The organism is Erythrobacter sp. S43 (genome assembly GCF_057364955.1).
Map to the genome: position 1 here is coordinate 1,276,635 of NZ_CP200285.1, position 17,872 is coordinate 1,294,506.

Here is a 17,872-nt window from a genome sequence, read left to right on the forward strand (position 1 = left end):
TGCAAGAGAAGCGCGCAGCATATTTTCGAGAGGGACTTACCAATGATCAAACGCGCATTCGGCCTTGGCGCCGCAATGGTTGGCGCGCTCGCTATGACGGCGTGCGACGCGCTGCCGGGCAGCGACACCACCGCAGAGCTCGACATTCCAGAAGTTGAAGCGGGCGAATTGTCCGAAGACACGATGAAGGACATCACCCGCGAACTTTCGACCGACGAATTCGGCGGCCGTATGCCAGGCACAAAGGGAGAAGAGCTGACTGTCGCGCTGCTCACTGACCGGTTCGAGAAAGCCGGCCTGAAACCGGGCAATGGCGATAGCTGGGTTCAGGAAGTCCCTCTGGTCGAGATCAACGGAAGCAACTTCGCGCCGCTGACGATTAAGGGCGAAGACACCGATCTATCCTATGATTTCGGCGGTGAATGGGTCGGCGTTACCTATCAGGAGGAAGCGTCGATCAGCCTCGAAGACAGCGAAATGGTTTTTGTTGGCTACGGCATTAACGCGCCCGAAAAGGGCTGGAACGACTACGAGGGCGTCGACGTGAAGGGGAAGACCGTCGTCATCCTCGTCAATGACCCCGATTGGCAGAATGAAAACCTTGAAGGCCCGTTCAACGGTAAAGCGATGACCTATTACGGTCGCTGGTCATACAAGTACGAAGAAGCCGCCCGTCAGGGTGCAGCGGCCGCGTTGGTCGTGCACGACACCGATCCAGCGAGCTATGGCTGGAACGTCGTTGAGAGTTCATGGAGCGGCCCGCAGGCCTATGCCGCGCGCGGCGACAACGCTCCGCCGATGACGCAGATGAATGGCTGGGTGCAGAAGGATGTGGCCGCAGCCATCCTGAGTGCTGCCGGACAGGACCTTGGAGAGCTGAGTGAAGCCGCTAAGAGTGAAGACTTCAAAGCGGTGGAGCTGGGACTCAAAGCTTCGACCAGCTTTGAGAACTCGATGCGCACATTCAAATCACAGAACGTGATCGGCATTCTCGAAGGCAGCGAAAAGCCGGATGAGTACATCATCCACACAGCTCACTGGGATCACCTTGGCGAGTGCAAACCAGCGCCTGATGGCGACAATATCTGCAACGGCGCAGTCGACAACGCAACCGGCACCGCAGCATTGGTGGCTTTGGCTGAAGCGCATGCGAAGAAGGGCGCGCCCAAACGCAGTCTCGTGTTCCTCGCGGTAACCGCCGAGGAGTCTGGTCTGCTTGGGGCGTATTACTATGCCTCGAACCCGATTTTCCCGCTCGACCAGACCGTTGGCGGGATCAACATGGATGCGTTCCTTGTCGCTGGTCCGTCCAAGGATGTGACCGTGGTCGGCCCGGGCAAATCGCAGCTTGATGCGTTTATGGATGCAGCACTTGTTGCTGATGGCCGCGTCGCTACGCCAAATCCGAATCCTGAAGCCGGCTACTACTATCGCTCCGACCACTTCGCCTTCGCCAAGCAGGGCGTTCCAATGCTCTACATCGACGGTGGTGAAGACCTGATCGAAGGCGGGCGCGAAGCGGGTAAGAAGGTCGCCGACGACTATCGCCTCAATCGCTATCACGGCCCGAAGGACGAGTTCAACGAAGAGTGGGACTGGTCCGGCGTGATGGGTGACTTGCAGCTGTTCTACCGCATCGGACGCATGATGGCGATGAGCAGCAGCTGGCCGAACTGGAACGATGGTGACGAATTCCGCGCCATCCGCGACGAGAGTTGCGGCGCCGCGGATAAGGGCTGCTAAACGCCACTCAAGGCGTTCAAGAAGCGGGATAACGGATCCATGGCCGTGCTTATGCCGCCCGAATGGGCACCGCAGGACTGGCTTTGGATCGGTTTCCCGCATCTGGCCGAGGAATGGCCAGGTTTTCTCGAGGCCGCACAAGAGCAGATGGCCGCGTTTGCCAATGCGGTGGCCGAAAGCGGACAGCAGGTCCGGCTGCTCGTTCGTGACGAAGCAAACGAGGCGCGAGCACGCGAACTGGTCAACGACAACATCGTGCTGGAGCGGCGTGTCTATGGCGACATTTGGCTGCGCGACACAGGCCCGCTGGTCATGTCCGATGGCTCCGCACGGCGGTTCAGCTTCAATGGCTGGGGCGGCAAGTACGAGATGCCGGGTGACGAGATGATCGGCGCTGAGCTCGCACGTAATGTAGGCTTAGAGACCACCAGTTCACCGATGATCCTTGAAGGCGGCGCGGTCGATGGCGATGGCACTGGCCTCGTTGCGACAACCGAGCAATGCCTGCTCAATCCCAATCGCAATCCGCACATGAGCCGCGAAGAGATTGAGGCTGAGCTGCACCACATTCTCGGCTTCGACCGCGTGCTTTGGCTCGGCGATGGATTGATCAACGATCACACCGATGGCCATGTCGACAACCTCGCGCGCTTTGTCGGGGCGAACCGGCTGGTGGTGCCCACAGCAAAGGACGTTAACGACCCCAATGCTGAAATCTACGATGATGCCACACGGCGTGCCGAAGCATATGGCGTAGACGTAGCCCGAATCCCCTCACCGGGGCGGATCGAGCGTGATGGGCATGTCGAACCCGCAAGCTACGTGAACTTTGCCATCACCACAAACCTCGTAGTCGTTCCGACCTTCGGCTCACCGCACGACGACGCAGGCGTTGCGGCCATCGCCGCGCTCTTCCCCGACCGCAATACGATTGGCCTTCCCGGCGATGCCGTGCTCGCTGGGGGCGGCGGCTTCCACTGCGCCAGCCAGCAAATGCCGAAGGTTTAACGACCCGTTAGGACTCTACCCTTCATTAGAGGGGAATGAGCAAAGCTATTGCCCTGACCAAAAGCGCCTATGAGGCCGCGCAGGAGCGGCGAGTTGATCTGGCGCGTTCAGCTATCGTGCTTGCTTGCGGCGCAGCGTTGATCCTCGCGGGTCAGCCGCTCCCGCTCTAACCACCCACTACTGAAGCAGCTTCACCAGCGCAGCAATCGCTGCAGCGGCGAGTACAAATGCGACAAAGCTGCGCCACACCGTGTCGGTGACTTTGCCGAACGCCTTTGCGCCGAGCCAATTGCCCAGCAGCACCGCCGGGAACAGCAAGACCGCCAGCCACAACAGACGCCATTCCAGCTCGCCAATAGCGTAGCCTGAAGCAAGGCCCGCAAAGGCGGCGATGGTGAAGATTAAAAGCATCGAAGCTTTGGCGATTTCACGCGCGATCCGGCGGCCCACATAATACGGCACAACTGGCGGCCCGGGCATGCCCGCAAAACCGGTCAACAATCCGCTGGCCACGCCCGCTGCACCGGTGGTGACCGGCCCGGGCATATGCGCCTCGCGCGTGGGCAACAGGATCAGGAGAAACGCCGAAAGCGCCACCAATGCGATTAGAAGGCGAGCAAGATCAGGCGGCGTCGCAGCCAGCACGATCAGACCCGGCGCGGTGGTCAGCAACACCAGTCCGCCGATGATCCACGCCGACTTCTCCGCATGGGTCAGAAACATCTTCAACTCGCTCGCGCCGATAAACAGCGCTAGGAAGTTGATGATCAGAACTGCCTCGATAGGCGTAAGCGCCAGCGCCAAAACTGGCACAAGAATGATCGCCATGCCGAAGCCTGCGAGGCCACGCACAAAAGCAGACGCAAAAGTCGCGGCGATGGCCACGGTAACTTGCGTCCAGCTGTAGCTGTCGAGGAGGTCCATCAGGCGGAAGGACGCAACAGAATAAAGCCAAGCGTCACCGCGTGGAGCGCAGCAATCGCGAGATTGGCGGTCACCACCGGATTGGCAAGCGATCCGACAGTTACAGGAGTCAGCACTTTATAGATGATCTGGATCGCCAGCAAAGCTGCCACCGCCGCTGGAACCGGCTTGAACAGAAACGCAATCGAAGCCAGCAGGATGGCGGTGTACATCGCAAGCACGATGCCGCGCGCAGGGCTCGCCGCGCCATAGGCATCGTTGGCCCATGGCGCGCCAGTCGCGATGCCATAACTCACCGGAACCAGTACAACGATGTTCACCGCCAGTGAGAGGATGATCATCAGCTTCATAGTGATTGCTCTACCTGCTCTCAGCCGCGCAGATCGGGCGGTGTCGCCGCGCCGGTCAGCATCGCGATGGCCTCATCAAGACCCATCACTTGCTGATCCTTCTCACCCAGCGTTCGGATCGCGACTGCACCTTCCTCGGCCTCGCGTTTGCCAACCACAAGGATGTGAGGGACCTTCGCCAGCGAATGCTCGCGGATCTTATAGTTGATCTTCTCGTTGCGCAGGTCACTCGACACGCGAAGCCCCGCCGCCTCAAGCTTGCCGCGCACTTCCTCAGCATAGCCATCGACATCCGAGACAATCGGAGCAACCACGGCCTGCACTGGCGAGAGCCACACCGGTAGACGCCCGGCGTAGTGCTCGATCAGGATGCCAATAAACCGCTCGTACGAACCAAAGATTGCGCGGTGAAGCATCACCGGACGGTGTTTCTCGCCATCCTCGCCAATATAGGTTGCATCGAGCCGTTCGGGCAGAACACGATCACCCTGAATGGTGCCGACCTGCCACGTCCGACCAATCGCATCGGTCAGGTGCCATTCGAGCTTGGGCGCATAGAATGCACCTTCGCCCGGGAGTTCTTCCCAGCCGAATTCTTCGTTCATCATACCCGCTTCTTCGACAGCGTCGCGAAGCTCTTGTTCGGCTTTGTCCCAATCAGAATCGCTGCCGAGCCGTTTTTCGGGGCGCAGGGCGAGCTTGATCGAGAACTTGAACCCGAAATCTTCGTAGACGTCTGCAGCAAGGCGACAGAACTTGCGCACTTCCTCGACCACCTGTTCTTCGGTGCAGAAGATGTGCGCGTCGTCCTGCGTGAACTGACGCACACGCATTAGGCCGTGCAGCGCGCCGTGCGGCTCGTTGCGGTGGCAGCAACCCATCTCGCCCAACCGGATCGGCAGGTCGCGATATGAAGTGATGCCCTGCTTGAACACGAGCACGTGCGCCGGACAGTTCATCGGCTTGATCGCCATCCAATCGGCATCATCAGCGACTTTCGGAGCCTCGGACGCGGCGCCAGTGTCGTCCACTTCGGGCACGATATCTGGCACCGCGAACATGTTCTCGGCATATTTGCCCCAGTGGCCCGACTGGGTCCATTGGCGCACATCCATCAGCTGCGGCGTCTTGATCTCGCGGTATCCGCCGCCATCCATCTTGCGGCGCATATAGGCCTCCAGCTCGCGCCAGATGCGATAGCCCTTGGGGTGCCAGAAGACACTGCCATGCGCCTCTTCCTGAAGGTGGAACAAATCCATTTCGCGGCCCAGCTTGCGGTGGTCGCGCTTGGCCGCTTCTTCGAGGCGGTGAAGGTGCGCGTTCAGCTGCTTCTTGTTGAGCCAACCGGTGCCATAAATGCGGGTCAGCTGCGCGTTGCGTTGGTCACCGCGCCAGTAGGCCCCGGCGACGCGCATCAGCTTGAACGCCGTCGGATCGAGCTTGCCGGTCGAGGCAAGGTGCGGACCGCGGCACATGTCGAGCCAGTCGTCACCCGACCAGTACACTGTCAGTTCCTCGTTCTCAGGCAGCTCTTTGGCCCATTCGGCTTTGAACGCTTCGCCTTCGCCTTCCCATTTGGCGATCAAGTCCTCGCGCGACCACACTTCGCGGCGCAGCGGTTTGTCCGCTTTGATGATCTCGCGCATCTTCTCTTCGATGGCGGGCAGGTCTTCCATGGTGAATGGACCGCGTGTCGCAGGAGCCATTACATCATAGTAGAAGCCGTCATCGGTGGCCGGACCGAACGTGATCTGCGTGCCAGGGAACACCGCCTGCACCGCTTCGGCAAGGACGTGGGCGTAGTCGTGCCGCGCAAGCTCGAGCGCATCTTCCTCGTCTTTGGAGGTGATCAGCGCCAGCTGCGCGTCGCCTTCGAAGGGACGATTTATGTCGCGCACTTCGCCATTCACTCGTGCCGCAAGCGCGGCTTTGGCGAGGCCCGGGCCGATGGCTGCAGCGACGTCATACGGCGTTGAGCCCGCTTCCATTTCGCGCACGGATCCATCGGGTAGGCTGATTTTGAGCAGTTCGGTCATCATCAATTCCAAATCACGTTTGGCGCGCCCTAGAACATGCGGGCGCGCACCGGAAGAGCGGTGTTTGAGGCTTTACCGATTTCAGGAGGACACCGCGCCACCCGAAACCGGGTGGCGATGGCTGCGATCAACGCGCGACCAACCGCCCCCGGATATCCGAGGTGGTAGTTGTCGTGGTTGTGGTCAGCAGAATGGCCATGCCGGGCAGATAGGGCCACGCGGCCCAAATGTCACCCACTGAAAGGGCGATCGGAAAGTTGACGCTCCTTTTTGGAAAGCACCCTTGACATTCGCACGAATCAATGACAAGTGTGCTTTCCATAGTTGAAAGGGAGCTTTACCATGAGCAACGCAAGCAAAGCCCTCCTCTGGGCAGGAATCATCATCGCCGCCGCTCTTGTAATGAGCGCTATGGACATCAGCAGCGCCGCCTCATCGAGCGTGGTTCTGGGTCTATCGGGCGCCGCGTGGGCGACGATCAAAACCGATGGCGGCTGCGGCCGTGGGTGCGCGCTGTGAACGCCAAAGCCGATAAGCCGGAAGAATTCAGCCGGGCGTGTTTGGTCGCAGCCGTATCATCGGTGCTAAGCGCATTGATGGTCATGTTTCTTTGGAAGTCGGACGCGATTGGCATCAACACGGCCTATATCCTCGCGATTGTTCCGACGGCGCTGATGATCTTTGCGTTTGTGAAGTCACTCGGGCGGACAAAGGGTAAGGCAAGCCAACGCTACCTCGCACGGATCGCAGTGGTGATGGCGTTCTATCTGCTCACGCTGTTTCTGGCAGAGAACCTGATCGAAGATCGCGGACTGACTGGACCCCTCGCTGTGTTCATCGCGCTGCTTCCCGGCCTCTCTTTTGCTGGCGTGGTCTGGATTTTCGGCGGCCTGATTGTCGAGGAGCAAGACGAGTTTTACCGCATGCTCTATGTCAGGCAGGGTCTGATCGCGACAGCGATCTCCTTCACGCTCGCGGCAGTCTGGGGCTTTCTCGAAACCTACAAGATCGTGGAACCTGTTGCCGCATTCTGGTGGCCAACCATCTGGTGCTTCGGCCTTGGCATCGGCGCGGTGTTCAACAAAATCAAATACGGCACCTATGGAGAGATCCGGTGAACAACCGTCTCAAAGTGCTGCGCGCGGAGCGCGACTGGTCTCAACAGGATCTTGCCGACCGCTTGGAAGTCAGCCGCCAAAGCGTGAACGCGATCGAGAAGGGCCGCTATGACCCGTCCCTGCCGCTTGCGTTCAGGATTGCCGATGTGTTCGAGCTGACAATCGAAGAGATATTCAGCCGCGACTAAACCTCCAGCGCGCCAGACCCCGCCTGCGTGGTGATACTCTTCGTTCCTGCCAATTGCGTTGAACGTGTTTTGACCCCGGCCACAAAGCGATATTCGGTGGTCGCTTTGGTCGGGGTCAATTCCACCGTCATATAGCCGCGCTGCGATGTGTCCGCCCATTTGAGCTGGTCGTTCGCAGCGACTGCCGAATTCGCAAAGTCAGCTGGTGGGATCATGCCAAGCGAGCGTTCCAACCCTGGCGACGTGACACCGGGTGTGCCGAACTCCACACCCGCCTTGGCGCCCTCATGATCCAACTCGAATGCCCAGCCATTGTGCGTATCGCCCGCCAAGACCAATAGGTTGGCGTCAGCCTCAAGCGCGGACTTCAGTGCCCGCGCGCGCGCGGCAGGATATCCGTCCCACGCATCCATATTGGCGGGCAGTCCCGCTCCGCTTGCAAGAGCAGCGGCGGTAAAGCGTTGCTTGATAAAGTCAGGCAGGCCCTCGGGCAGCGCGTCGATAATGTTTGGCGGCGTTTTGAGATTGCCCATCAGCACCTGCTGCGCCAGCACCTGCCATGTCGCACCGCGTTTGCGCGAAGCGGCAAGCCCATTAGAGAGCCATTCCTCTTGTGCCTTGCCAAGCAACTGGCGCCCCTCACGCGCCCATGCGCCATCGCGGAAACTGGTTAGCGCTGCCATCGCCTCTTCAGGCTTGGTCTTGCCTTCCAAAACGCGCGCAAGGTTGAATTGCTTGTCGCGGCCCTCCAGCCGCGTGTCCAGCCGGAAGATTGTCGCCAGATCACCGATCTCGAACTTGGAATAGGGTTTGTCTGCCACTGGCATCCATTCGCGATAGACCCGCTTTGCAATCGCCTTGCGATCATCCCAGCGGCCTTCAACAGCAGTTTGGTGGTTCTGCGCCCCGTCTTTCCAACTGTCATTGGCGCTTTCGTGATCGTCCCAAACCGCGATCATCGGCATGATCTGGTGGATGCGCTGAAGGTCAGGGTCGTTGCGATAGGTGGCGTAACGCAGCCGGTAATCGGACAGCGTCACAATCTCGTTCTTGGGCGCAAGGCCGCGAGCAATATTGCGCTCACCTGCGCCGGGATATGTACCATCCGGATATTCATAGATGTAATCGCCCAAGTGCACGGCGAGGTCGCAATCGGCGGCTTTGGCGGCATGGCCATAAGCGTTGAACCAGCCGAAGCCGAAGTTCGAGCAGGAGAACACCGCAAGCTTGAAACGGTCAGTCGGGCCCTCTGGCAACGTGCGCGTGCGGCCAATCGGCGACTTGGTGCCATCGGGCGCGATAAACTGGTAATAATACCATGTGTCGGGATCGAGCCCCCCGGCGATATCGACCTTGAGGCAATAATCGCGCTGAGGATCGAGTGGTGCCGAGCCGCCTCGCACCGGTTTTGAAAGATCCGCGTTTTTAGAGATGATCCACTCTAGTCGCTCTGCATTGCCGACATAGCGCGTCCAAAGCAGAACACCGTTCGCTGAGGGTTCACCGCTCGCGACGCAATGGGTGAACCCCTTATTCAAACCTTGCGCGCCAAGCGGGATCGCCGCCATTGCCGCGCTTGCTCCTGCCAAACCGAACAGTCCGCGACGCGAGATCGCAGAGGCGGGTGTAGGGGTTGGACGAGACGGCAGCTCGCTCGGTTCATTCTTGATCATGGTGTGGCTCTCTCCCGGTCGGACCATGTATCTCGGCCCTTGCACTCTTGCCCCTAGCACAGGCATGAACGCTGGCATGAGTGAATTGAAGTTTCATGACATGCCCGACGGGCGCCGCATCGCCTACCGAATGGTGACCGGCACCGGCCCTACGCTGGTGTTCTTGCCCGGTTACATGTCGGACATGGCAGGCGGGAAGGCGACCGCTTTGTTTGCCGAGGCGCAGGCCAAAGGGCGCGCGTGTTTGCTCCTTGATTATTCGGGCTGCGGGGAAAGCAGCGGCGATTTCGCCGATGGAACCCTAAGCCGATGGCGCGACGAGGTGCTGGCTTTGATCGAGGCCTATGTCGAAGGGCCGGTTTTGCTGGTCGGCTCATCAATGGGCGGCTGGCTGATGCTGATGGTGGGCGAGGCATTGGAGAATCGCCTGACCGGCATGATCGGCATCGCCGCCGCGCCCGATTTCACCCGTTGGGGCTTCTCAGACATGGAGCGCGCGATCCTGACCGGCGGGGAGACCTTTTATCAGGACAACCCCTATGGGCCTGATCCCACGCCGACTCATCCCGAACTGTTCGAAGATGCAGAGCGCAATCTGAAACTCTCGGCTGAAATCCCGATAATCTGTCCGGTGCAATTGCTGCACGGTCAGCGCGATAACGATGTGCCGTGGGAAATCAGCCTCAAGCTAGCCGCCGCGCTCCGTTCGGACAATGTTCAAGTGACCTTTATCAAAGACGGCGATCACCGCCTTTCACGCGATTCAGATATCGTGCGGCTAAAGGCGGAAGTGGATCGCTTTTATTCAATGGACACCCCCTGACCCATGTCTTTGATACTCGCCTTGATGATGCAGGTTGGCCCCAATCCGGTGGCGCCCCCGCCCGGCTCCGAAGAGGAAATCATCAACCGTCGGCTCAACAATCCAGGCCGTAGCAATGTCGCCGCAGAAATTGCCGATCCAACCAGCGCGTGGCTGGCGCAGTGTTTGGAGCAGTTGGAAACAGATGCGGCGCGGGCACACACCCAAGCGCAGATCAAACGCAACAGCTCTAGCGGCGCCGAGCGGGTAATTGCCAATCACTGCCTCGGCCTTGCCGCGACCGAGCTTGCTTTGTGGGATGATGCGCGCACTGCCTTTCTTGCTGCCCGCGATGAGACACCCGGGGATGAGTTGAGCGCGAAAGCACGCTTTGGCGTGATGGCAGGCAATGCCGCATTGGTCGGCGGCGATGCAGCAAACGCACAGCAACTTTTCGTGAAGGCGAAAGCAGATGCGGAGCAGGCCGCATCCGCCACTTTGCAGGCACTCGCCGCGTCCGATCTGGCGCGCGCACTTGTGTCGCTAAAGCAGCCTGAGGCAGCGCTGGAGCAGTTGGAGCTGGTCACAAGCCTTGAGCCCGAGAAAGGCGAAGGCTGGTTGCTAAAGGCGACGTTGCTGCGTCGTTTGGATCGCCTTGATGAAGCGCAGGCCGCGATCGAGAAGGCTGTGGAGCTGGCTCCGATGGACGCACAAATCGGGCTCGAGGCGGGCGTGATTGCTGTCCTGTCGGGTCGTGAAGAGGCCGCGCGGCAAAGTTGGCAATCTGTTATCGATGCCCAACCAGCCAGCTTGGCGGCAAAGGCTGCGCAGGATTATCTGAAACAACTCGGACCCCCGCCGACAGAGGAAACGCCATCCCAATGACTACCTTTTCCGTCCTCGATCTGGTGCCCGTGCGCGAAGGCGGGACGGTGGCAGAAGCCTTCGAGGCGGCGACCGATCTTGCCCGCCATGCCGAAGCGCTCGGCTGCAAGCGTTTCTGGGTAGCCGAGCATCACGCAATGGACGGAATTGCAGGCGGCGCGACGTCGGTCGTGCTTGCGCATATCGGCAACGCCACCAGTCGCATCCGCATCGGTTCTGGCGGGATCATGCTGCCCAACCACACACCGTTCCAGATTGCCGAACAATTCGGCACACTAGACGCACTTTTCCCCGGTCGCATCGATCTCGGGCTCGGCCGAGCGCCCGGAGCCGGGCCGGAATTGCAGCGGGCGCTGCGCAAGGACCTGCATCAAGCGTCAGAATACTTCCCGCAAGACGTGGTTGAGCTGCGCGCGCTGCTGACCGGCGATATCAACCTGCCGGTCGCTGCCACACCCGGACTTGGCTCGAACGTCGAATTCTGGATGCTCGGTTCAAGTCTGTTCGGCGCGCAGCTCGCAGCGAAACTCGGCATGCCCTATGCCTTTGCGGCGCACTTCGCTCCTGATCATCTCGACAGCGCTCTCGAAGTCTATCGCCACCAATTCCAGCCATCGGAAGCGCTCGAGAAACCGCACGTGATGGTAGCGATGAATGTCTTTGCGGCGGAAACCGACGAAGAGGCGCAACTACTCGCCACCAGCCAGCAACAGAGTTTTGTACGCTTGCGCAGTGGCAATCCGGGGAAATTGCCGCCGCCGATCGCAGACTACACCAGCACTTTGCCCGCACCCTCTCGCGCCATGATCGAACATATTGGGCAGGCCGCTGCGGTTGGCTCCCCCAAAACCGTTCGCGGGCAGATCGACGACTTTGTGGCCCGCACACGCGCCGATGAGATCATCCTATGCGGCGCAACCTATGATCCCGAGGCGCGTCTTCGCTCGCTCGAACTCACGATCGAAGCCTGCCAGCCCGCGCTGGCGAGCTAACTTCTCAGTCGGCAGAGAATTGCTCCGGATCGGGCGCCGATTGCACTTGCGCAGACTCGGCGCATGCGAGTATCAGTGTTCTATTAGAACAATGCGGCAAAATAATATTGCCCGACTGCAGGATGCGAGGAACACTGCTCATGGTGGGAAAGCGCGCGAAAAATACGGCATCGAAACCCCAATCGATGCGTGACTGTCTAACCCGTCATCTGAGCGCCTCAGTGCTTCCCGGCGACGAAAGCCTGGATGCCAATGAGTTGCAGGACATTGCTAAGTTCCTGCTTTCTGCCGGACAGACCCGCAGCGAAAAGCGCTCGGCTCTCATGCTGGAATCCTCAACCGGTGAGCGACGCAAACTGCGGATTGCGGTGATCAATGACGATATGCCGTTTCTGGTCGACTCCATCGCAGCGACCATTGCTTCGGCGGGTCTGAGCATTGACCGGCTGGTCCACCCCGTTGTGCCGGTTGAACGAGACAAGGACGGCAAACTGGCCGCGATCGGCGAGGTTGGCGCCGAGACGCCAGAAATGCGCGAGTCCATGGTCTATATCGAGACCCCGCGCGTTGATGCGCGTGAGCGCCGCGAGCTTCTCTCACTGCTGCGCGAGACTATGGGCGATGTCCGCGCGGCCGTATCCGACTGGGGCGATGTGCAGTCGGCAATGGCAGCAGATATCGAAGCGCTCTCTGCGATTAACGAAGAGGCCGCCGCGCTTCTTCAATGGCTCAATAGCGGCATGCTGACCCAGCTTGGCCACATCACTCGCCACCGCAACGGGACCGAAACCAACATTCTGGGCGTGTGCCGCAAGAGCTCGCGCGAACTGTTGGCGGACACCTCTTATGATCGGGCATTTGAATGGTTCGAGCAGGAAGCAACCGAAGAATCGCGCCGCGATCTGCTCATTATCAAATCGAACCGAATCTCCAATGTGCACCGCCGTATGCCGCTCGATCTGCTGGTCGTGGCTCAGCGTGACGGAGAAAAGGTAACCGCACTTTCCGTTCACGCTGGTCTTTGGACCAGCGCGGCAATGGCAACGGCGCCCGAAGACGTGCCTCTGCTGCGCCAGAACGTTCAGGCTCTGAACGAAGAGCTGGACTTCAGTCCCTCCGGGCATGCCGGAAAAGCGCTGTTGCACGCATTCACAGTGCTTCCGCACGATTTGATGATCACATTTGGCAAGTCGGATGTCAGCCGCTTGGCGACAACCATGATGAGCCTTGTTGACCGGCCTCGCCCGAAGCTGGTGGTGGTGCCGTCAGCCCTGCAACGTCACGCCTTCGCATTTGTCTGGCTGCCGCGTGACCTGCTTTCGACCAATGTGCGACTGCAGATTCAAAGCCTGCTCACCGATGAACCTGGCACCACGGTGCTGGATTGGGGATTGCAAGTCGAAGGTAGCGCACTGGCGCAGCTCGAGTTTGTTTTGGATGTTCGCGAAGCGACTTCGCTGCCCGATGCAGACGAGATCGGGCAAAAGATCGAAGACATGCTGCGCGGTTGGGGCGAAGCGGTCGAGCATCACTTGGCCGAGCACGATGAGAGTTCGCGTGTTCCGGCAATCGCCGCACGTTACGCTGGCGCATTCCCTGCGAGCTATCGCGCGCGTTATGATGCCGCCGAAGCAGCGCGGGATATCGACCGTCTGCGCCATCTCGATACTGATGCCGACACGCCCGAACGCGATGCGCGGCTGTACCGTATTGCCAAAGACAAAGGCGAAAAGCTCCGACTGAAAATCTACCACAGCTCGGGCGAGTTGATGTTGTCCGATGCTGTCCCCGCGTTGGAGAATTTCGGCTTCCGCGTGCTTGCCGAAATTCCGAACCATCTGGCCGATGGTGATCTAGGCACCATACACGAATTCACATTGGCGCTGCGGAGCGGTGAGGATTCAGCACTCCTGATGGAGCGCGCGGACGCCATTGAGCAGGCCATTGTCGATGTGCTGAGCGGGCATTCGGAGAACGATCCGTTCAACCGCCTGGTCGTCGAAACCGGGCTCGCCTCGCAAGAGGCGAACTGGATGCGCGCCTTCTATCGCTATCTGCGCCAGACCGGCATGAGCTTCACGATCTACACCGTGGTCGATGCGCTCAACGCCGCGCCCGATGTGACGCGCGCGATGATCGATCTGTTCAATGCGCGCCATGATCCGGATTTTGACGGCAATCGCGAAGAGGCCTGCGACACCGCTTCCAAAGCCTTCACGCGCGCATTGGCGAAAGTCGATGCGATCAATGATGACCGTCTGCTGCGCCTATACAAGGCAGTGATAGATGCGATCCTGCGCACCAATGCCTTCGCCGATGCAGCGCACGAAGCACTCGCGTTCAAGATCGATTCTTCGCTGGTGCCCAACTTGCCTAAGCCGGTGCCGTGGCGTGAAATCTTCGTCTATTCGAGCCGCGTCGAAGGCATTCACCTGCGCTCTGGCGCAGTGGCACGCGGCGGGCTTCGCTGGTCAGACCGGCGCGACGACTTCCGCACCGAAATCCTCGGCCTGATGAAGGCACAGAAGGTCAAGAACGCAGTGATTGTGCCTTCAGGCGCAAAGGGCGGCTTCTACCCCAAACAACTGCCCAATCCGGCGAAGGACCGTGGCGCATGGGCCAACGAGGGCAAGGAAAGCTACAAGGTCTTCATCCGCACCATGCTCTCGGTCACCGACAACATCGTCGATGACAAGGTCGTGCATCCCGACGGCGTCGTAATCCATGATGGCGAGGACCCCTATTTCGTGGTCGCCGCAGACAAGGGCACCGCAAGCTTCTCGGATGTCGCCAATGGCATCGCCGAAGACAAGAATTTCTGGCTCGACGATGCTTTCGCCAGCGGCGGTTCGAACGGATACGACCACAAGGCCATGGGCATCACCGCGCGCGGCGCGTGGGTCAGTGTGCAACGCCATTTCCTGGAAATGGGGGTCGACGTTCAGAAGGACCCGGTAACCGTCGCAGGGTGCGGCGATATGTCGGGCGATGTTTTCGGCAACGGGATGTTGCTGTCGAAGGCGATCAAGCTGGTCGCCGCCTTCGATCACCGCCACATTTTCATCGACCCCGATCCCGACCCCAAGAGGAGCTGGAAGGAGCGCAAGCGCCTCTTCGACATGGCGGGCTCGAGTTGGGACGATTATGACAAAGGCCTGATTTCAGGCGGCGGCGGCGTTTTCGCTCGATCTGCCAAGACGATCAAACTGCCCAAAAAGGCCCGCGAATCGCTCGGCATCGACGCATCCGAGATCGAACCCGAAGCTTTGGTCAGCGTCATCCTGAAAGCGCCGGTTGACCTGATGTGGTTCGGCGGCATCGGCACCTACATCAAGGCCGAAAGCGAGAGCAATTCGGAGGTCGGTGACCCGTCCAACGATTCAATGCGCGTCAATGCTGGCGAAGTGCGCGCCAAAGTGGTCGGTGAAGGTGCAAACCTTGGCGTGACACAGGCCGGGCGCATCGCCTTTGCGCTCGCCGGAGGCCGGATCAACACCGACTTCATCGATAATTCGGCCGGCGTCGATTGCTCGGATAATGAGGTCAATATCAAGATCGCACTGGCATCAGCGCAGCGGGCGGGCGCGCTCAAAAACAAAGCGCGCAACAATCTGCTTGAGAAGATGACCGACGAGGTCGCCGACATATGCCTGGAGGATAACCGCCTGCAGGCGCTCGCCTTGTCTATCGCCGAAGCGGGCGGCGCGGATGCGATGGCGTCAAATGTGCGCCTGATCGAGCGACTTGAAGAACAGGGTGATCTTGACCGCGACAATGAGGGCTTGGCCAGCGGCGAAGTGCTGATGCGGCGCGCAGGCGATGGTCAGGGACTGACCCGGCCAGAACTCGCGGTGCTGCTGTCTTCTGCGAAGCTAGTCCTGCAAGACGCGATCGAAGAAAGCGATCTTCCCGATGATCCGGTGCTGGAGGACACGCTTCTGGCGATGTTCCCCGGACCGATACGTAAGAAGTTTGCCGATCAGATCCGCGATCACCGTCTGCGCCGCGAACTGATTGCGACCGAACTGGCCAACCGCATCGTCAACCGGCTGGGCCTGCTGGTCCCGTTCGAACTCGCAGAAGAAGAAGGCGTCGGACCCGCAGTGATCGCGAAGGCGTTCGTCGCGGCGGACCTGCTGTTCGATATGGGTGCAATATGGCGCCAGATCGACGACGCGGATGTGTCGGAATCGACGCGTATTCAGCTGTTCGAGCGGGTGGCGATGGGCCTGCGCGGACACATGGCCGATCTGATTCGCGCTGGCGCTGCCAAATCGATGCCAAGCAAGCTGGCCGAGGAACTGGGCGACGGGGTCAAAGAACTGGCGAAGGCGACCGACACGCTCATTGCCGGCGAAACGCGCCAGCAATCGGATGCCATGGTGTCTAATCTTATCGGCTCGGGCACGCCCAAAAAGCTCGCTGGAGACGTCGTGTTGCTGTTCCAGATGGACGGCGTGATTGGCCTTGCCCGTTTGGCGCGGAAAGCTGAAGTGTCGGCACTCGATCTGACAGACGCCTTTACCGAGTTGGGCATCAGCCTTGGTCTCGATTGGGCACAAGGCACTGCTGCTCTGATGGAGCCCAGCGATGTCTGGGAGCGTCTCCTTGTCGCCGGCCTCGCCCGCGATTTCCAGCAGATGCGCCTCGAATTCCTGAGCCGCCTGATCCGGCGCAAAGCAGGCAAGGAGAACCCTCTTGCCGCAGTCGAGACATGGGAGAAGGACAACGAGCCATCCATTCGCCAGTTCAAGGCGATGGTTGGCCGTGCGCAGTCGCACACACCGGTTGCCCCTGCGGTTCTCGCCCAGATCGCCAGCCAGGCTCGCAACCTGCTCGACCCATAGGGCTCGCGCTGTCTTCTTGACGGAACGCACGCAATGCCCGATTTGCGCGAGCCTATGGAGAGTGAAAAGACTCACGCCGATGTGGTGATCGTCGGCACCGGCCACGGCGGCGCGCAAGCGGCCATTGCACTGCGTCAGCAGGGGCACGAAGACTCGATCCTGATGATTGGGCGCGATTCGATGCCACCCTATGAGCGCCCGCCTTTGTCCAAGGAATATCTCGCCGGAGACAAAAGCTTCGAGCGGATCATGATCCGCCCAGAGAAGTTTTGGGCCGACAAGAATGTTGATTTGCGGCTTGGCAGCGGGGTGACCGATGTGGACGCGACGCGGCACGAGATCACCCTCTCTGACGGCAGCACCATCGGTTATCGAAAACTTATCTGGTCGGGCGGCGGTGATCCGCGCAGACTCCCTGTAGCCGGCGCCAACCGGAAAAACGTGTTCTATGTCCGCGATAAACGCGATTCCGATTCCATGATGGAGGCGCTTGCAGACGGCGCGAAGAAAGCCGTTGTGATTGGCGGAGGCTATATCGGCCTCGAAGCAGCAGCCGTGCTGCGCAAGCTGGGCTGCGAAGTGACGTTGGTCGAAACGCTCGACCGTCTGCTCGCGCGCGTTGCGGGTGAGGAACTGTCCACCTTTTACAAGGAAGAACACGAGCGGCAGGGCGTAGATGTCTGGCTGGGCCGGTCGGTCACCGAAGTCATCGGCGAAGACAAAGTCGCCGACGGAGTGAAGCTCGACAATGGCGAAACCATCGCATGCGACATGATCGTGGTTGGCATCGGCATCGTTCCGGCCGTCGGCCCGCTGATCGCGGCAGGTGCATCGGGATCAAACGGGGTGGATGTCGACTATTGTTGCCGCACCACACTGGATGACATTTATGCCATTGGAGACTGCGCGGCACACGCAAACCCCTATGCCGAAGATGTCGTGATCCGGCTGGAATCGGTCCAGAACGCGCACGACATGGCAAACACGGTGGCGAAAGCGATCATGGGCGAAAAGGAGCGTTACAACTCGCTGCCTTGGTTCTGGTCCAACCAGTATGATTTAAAGTTGCAGACCGCCGGGCTGAACCTGGGCTTTGACGAAACCGTGCTGCGCGGCGATCCGGAGACCCGCAAATTCACGGTGGTCTATATGAAGGAAGGCCGCCCGATTGCCTTCGACTGTGTGGGCACGATGAAAGACTATGTGCAGGGCCGCAAACTGCTCGAAAAAGGCATCGGCAAGGTTGATACGGCGCTACTTGCTGACACTGAAGTGCCGCTCAAAGAGCTGATTTAGGCAGCGCGCA

15 protein-coding genes are annotated in these 17,872 nt (G+C 59.9%); 11 read left to right on the forward strand and 4 right to left on the reverse strand.

Features of this window, described 5'->3' with window-relative positions:
- Positions 1-42: 42 nt before the first annotated feature.
- Genes AC0V6K_RS06130 through AC0V6K_RS06140 form a run of 3 tightly spaced genes read left to right on the forward strand, consistent with a single transcriptional unit; the run spans position 43 to position 2,921 of the window.
- On the forward strand, positions 43-1,743 hold the full coding sequence (locus AC0V6K_RS06130) for a M28 family metallopeptidase (RefSeq protein WP_472625610.1): 1,701 nt from the start codon (positions 43-45) through the stop codon (positions 1,741-1,743).
- 39 nt (positions 1,744-1,782) lie between these two features.
- Complete coding sequence (locus AC0V6K_RS06135) at positions 1,783-2,751, forward strand: agmatine deiminase family protein (RefSeq protein ID WP_472625612.1); 969 nt, start codon at positions 1,783-1,785, stop codon at positions 2,749-2,751.
- Between the two features lie 35 nt (positions 2,752-2,786).
- Positions 2,787-2,921 (forward strand): hypothetical protein, encoded by a 135-nt coding sequence (locus AC0V6K_RS06140; protein WP_472625614.1) that lies wholly within the window; start codon positions 2,787-2,789, stop codon positions 2,919-2,921.
- 7 nt (positions 2,922-2,928) lie between these two features.
- Here AC0V6K_RS06140 and AC0V6K_RS06145 read toward each other — a convergent pair whose 3' ends face one another.
- The 3 genes from AC0V6K_RS06145 to thrS are packed head-to-tail and all read right to left on the reverse strand — an operon-like array spanning position 2,929 to position 6,061.
- Complete coding sequence (locus tag AC0V6K_RS06145) at positions 2,929-3,675, reverse strand: TSUP family transporter (protein ID WP_472625616.1); 747 nt, start codon at positions 3,673-3,675, stop codon at positions 2,929-2,931.
- Positions 3,675-4,025 carry a hypothetical protein gene (locus tag AC0V6K_RS06150; RefSeq protein ID WP_472625618.1) on the reverse strand — a complete coding sequence of 117 codons (351 nt, stop codon included), beginning with the start codon at positions 4,023-4,025 and terminating at the stop codon, positions 3,675-3,677. The genes AC0V6K_RS06145 and AC0V6K_RS06150 overlap by 1 nt, the downstream gene beginning before the upstream one ends.
- Before the next feature lie 20 nt (positions 4,026-4,045).
- A complete protein-coding gene (thrS, locus tag AC0V6K_RS06155) occupies positions 4,046-6,061 on the reverse strand; it encodes a threonine--tRNA ligase (protein ID WP_472626040.1) in 2,016 nt (671 codons plus the stop codon).
- A gap of 342 nt (positions 6,062-6,403) precedes the next feature.
- Here thrS and AC0V6K_RS06160 point away from each other — a divergent pair, with 342 nt between their 5' ends.
- The 3 genes from AC0V6K_RS06160 to AC0V6K_RS06170 are packed head-to-tail and all read left to right on the forward strand — an operon-like array spanning position 6,404 to position 7,367.
- Entirely contained in the window at positions 6,404-6,580 is a 177-nt protein-coding gene (locus AC0V6K_RS06160; RefSeq protein WP_472625619.1) for a hypothetical protein, read from the forward strand.
- Positions 6,577-7,179: a hypothetical protein gene (locus AC0V6K_RS06165; RefSeq protein WP_472625621.1), complete on the forward strand. Its 603-nt coding sequence runs from the start codon at positions 6,577-6,579 to the stop codon at positions 7,177-7,179. Before AC0V6K_RS06160 ends, AC0V6K_RS06165 begins: the two co-directional genes overlap by 4 nt.
- Positions 7,176-7,367, forward strand: a complete 192-nt coding sequence (locus AC0V6K_RS06170; RefSeq protein WP_472625623.1) for a helix-turn-helix transcriptional regulator — start codon at positions 7,176-7,178, stop codon at positions 7,365-7,367. The genes AC0V6K_RS06165 and AC0V6K_RS06170 overlap by 4 nt, the downstream gene beginning before the upstream one ends.
- Here the strand turns inward: AC0V6K_RS06170 and AC0V6K_RS06175 are convergent.
- Positions 7,364-9,040, reverse strand: a complete 1,677-nt coding sequence (locus AC0V6K_RS06175) for an alkaline phosphatase D family protein (protein ID WP_472625625.1) — start codon at positions 9,038-9,040, stop codon at positions 7,364-7,366. The two genes, AC0V6K_RS06170 and AC0V6K_RS06175, sit on opposite strands and share 4 nt — an antisense overlap.
- A gap of 76 nt (positions 9,041-9,116) precedes the next feature.
- On the opposite strand from AC0V6K_RS06175, the gene AC0V6K_RS06180 reads away from it, so the two are divergent.
- From AC0V6K_RS06180 to AC0V6K_RS06200, 5 genes are all read left to right on the forward strand, one after another.
- Positions 9,117-9,863 carry an alpha/beta fold hydrolase gene (locus tag AC0V6K_RS06180; RefSeq protein ID WP_472625627.1) on the forward strand — a complete coding sequence of 249 codons (747 nt, stop codon included), beginning with the start codon at positions 9,117-9,119 and terminating at the stop codon, positions 9,861-9,863.
- A 3-nt stretch (positions 9,864-9,866) separates the two neighbouring features.
- A complete protein-coding gene (locus tag AC0V6K_RS06185; protein WP_472625628.1) occupies positions 9,867-10,727 on the forward strand; it encodes a tetratricopeptide repeat protein in 861 nt (286 codons plus the stop codon).
- Entirely contained in the window at positions 10,724-11,719 is a 996-nt protein-coding gene (locus AC0V6K_RS06190; protein ID WP_472625629.1) for an LLM class flavin-dependent oxidoreductase, read from the forward strand. The genes AC0V6K_RS06185 and AC0V6K_RS06190 overlap by 4 nt, the downstream gene beginning before the upstream one ends.
- Before the next feature lie 185 nt (positions 11,720-11,904).
- Entirely contained in the window at positions 11,905-16,566 is a 4,662-nt protein-coding gene (locus tag AC0V6K_RS06195; protein ID WP_472625630.1) for an NAD-glutamate dehydrogenase, read from the forward strand.
- A 33-nt stretch (positions 16,567-16,599) separates the two neighbouring features.
- Positions 16,600-17,862 (forward strand): NAD(P)/FAD-dependent oxidoreductase, encoded by a 1,263-nt coding sequence (locus AC0V6K_RS06200; RefSeq protein ID WP_472625632.1) that lies wholly within the window; start codon positions 16,600-16,602, stop codon positions 17,860-17,862.
- Positions 17,863-17,872 lie beyond the last annotated feature (10 nt).

What these genes read in the sequence shown, in the direction of transcription:
- AC0V6K_RS06160 (WP_472625619.1), top strand. Translation starts at nt 6,404, where the DNA reads ATGAGCAACGCAAGCAAAGCCCTCCTCTGGGCAGGAATCATCATCGCC.
- AC0V6K_RS06195 (WP_472625630.1), top strand. Translation starts at nt 11,905, where the DNA reads ATGCGTGACTGTCTAACCCGTCATCTGAGCGCCTCAGTGCTTCCCGGC.
- AC0V6K_RS06145 (WP_472625616.1), bottom strand. Translation starts at nt 3,675, where the DNA reads ATGGACCTCCTCGACAGCTACAGCTGGACGCAAGTTACCGTGGCCATC.
- AC0V6K_RS06135 (WP_472625612.1), top strand. Translation starts at nt 1,783, where the DNA reads ATGGCCGTGCTTATGCCGCCCGAATGGGCACCGCAGGACTGGCTTTGG.
- AC0V6K_RS06140 (WP_472625614.1), top strand. Translation starts at nt 2,787, where the DNA reads ATGAGCAAAGCTATTGCCCTGACCAAAAGCGCCTATGAGGCCGCGCAG.
- thrS (WP_472626040.1), bottom strand. Translation starts at nt 6,061, where the DNA reads ATGACCGAACTGCTCAAAATCAGCCTACCCGATGGATCCGTGCGCGAA.
- AC0V6K_RS06150 (WP_472625618.1), bottom strand. Translation starts at nt 4,025, where the DNA reads ATGAAGCTGATGATCATCCTCTCACTGGCGGTGAACATCGTTGTACTG.
- AC0V6K_RS06185 (WP_472625628.1), top strand. Translation starts at nt 9,867, where the DNA reads ATGTCTTTGATACTCGCCTTGATGATGCAGGTTGGCCCCAATCCGGTG.
- AC0V6K_RS06180 (WP_472625627.1), top strand. Translation starts at nt 9,117, where the DNA reads ATGAGTGAATTGAAGTTTCATGACATGCCCGACGGGCGCCGCATCGCC.
- AC0V6K_RS06130 (WP_472625610.1), top strand. Translation starts at nt 43, where the DNA reads ATGATCAAACGCGCATTCGGCCTTGGCGCCGCAATGGTTGGCGCGCTC.
- AC0V6K_RS06190 (WP_472625629.1), top strand. Translation starts at nt 10,724, where the DNA reads ATGACTACCTTTTCCGTCCTCGATCTGGTGCCCGTGCGCGAAGGCGGG.
- AC0V6K_RS06175 (WP_472625625.1), bottom strand. Translation starts at nt 9,040, where the DNA reads ATGATCAAGAATGAACCGAGCGAGCTGCCGTCTCGTCCAACCCCTACA.
- AC0V6K_RS06200 (WP_472625632.1), top strand. Translation starts at nt 16,600, where the DNA reads ATGCCCGATTTGCGCGAGCCTATGGAGAGTGAAAAGACTCACGCCGAT.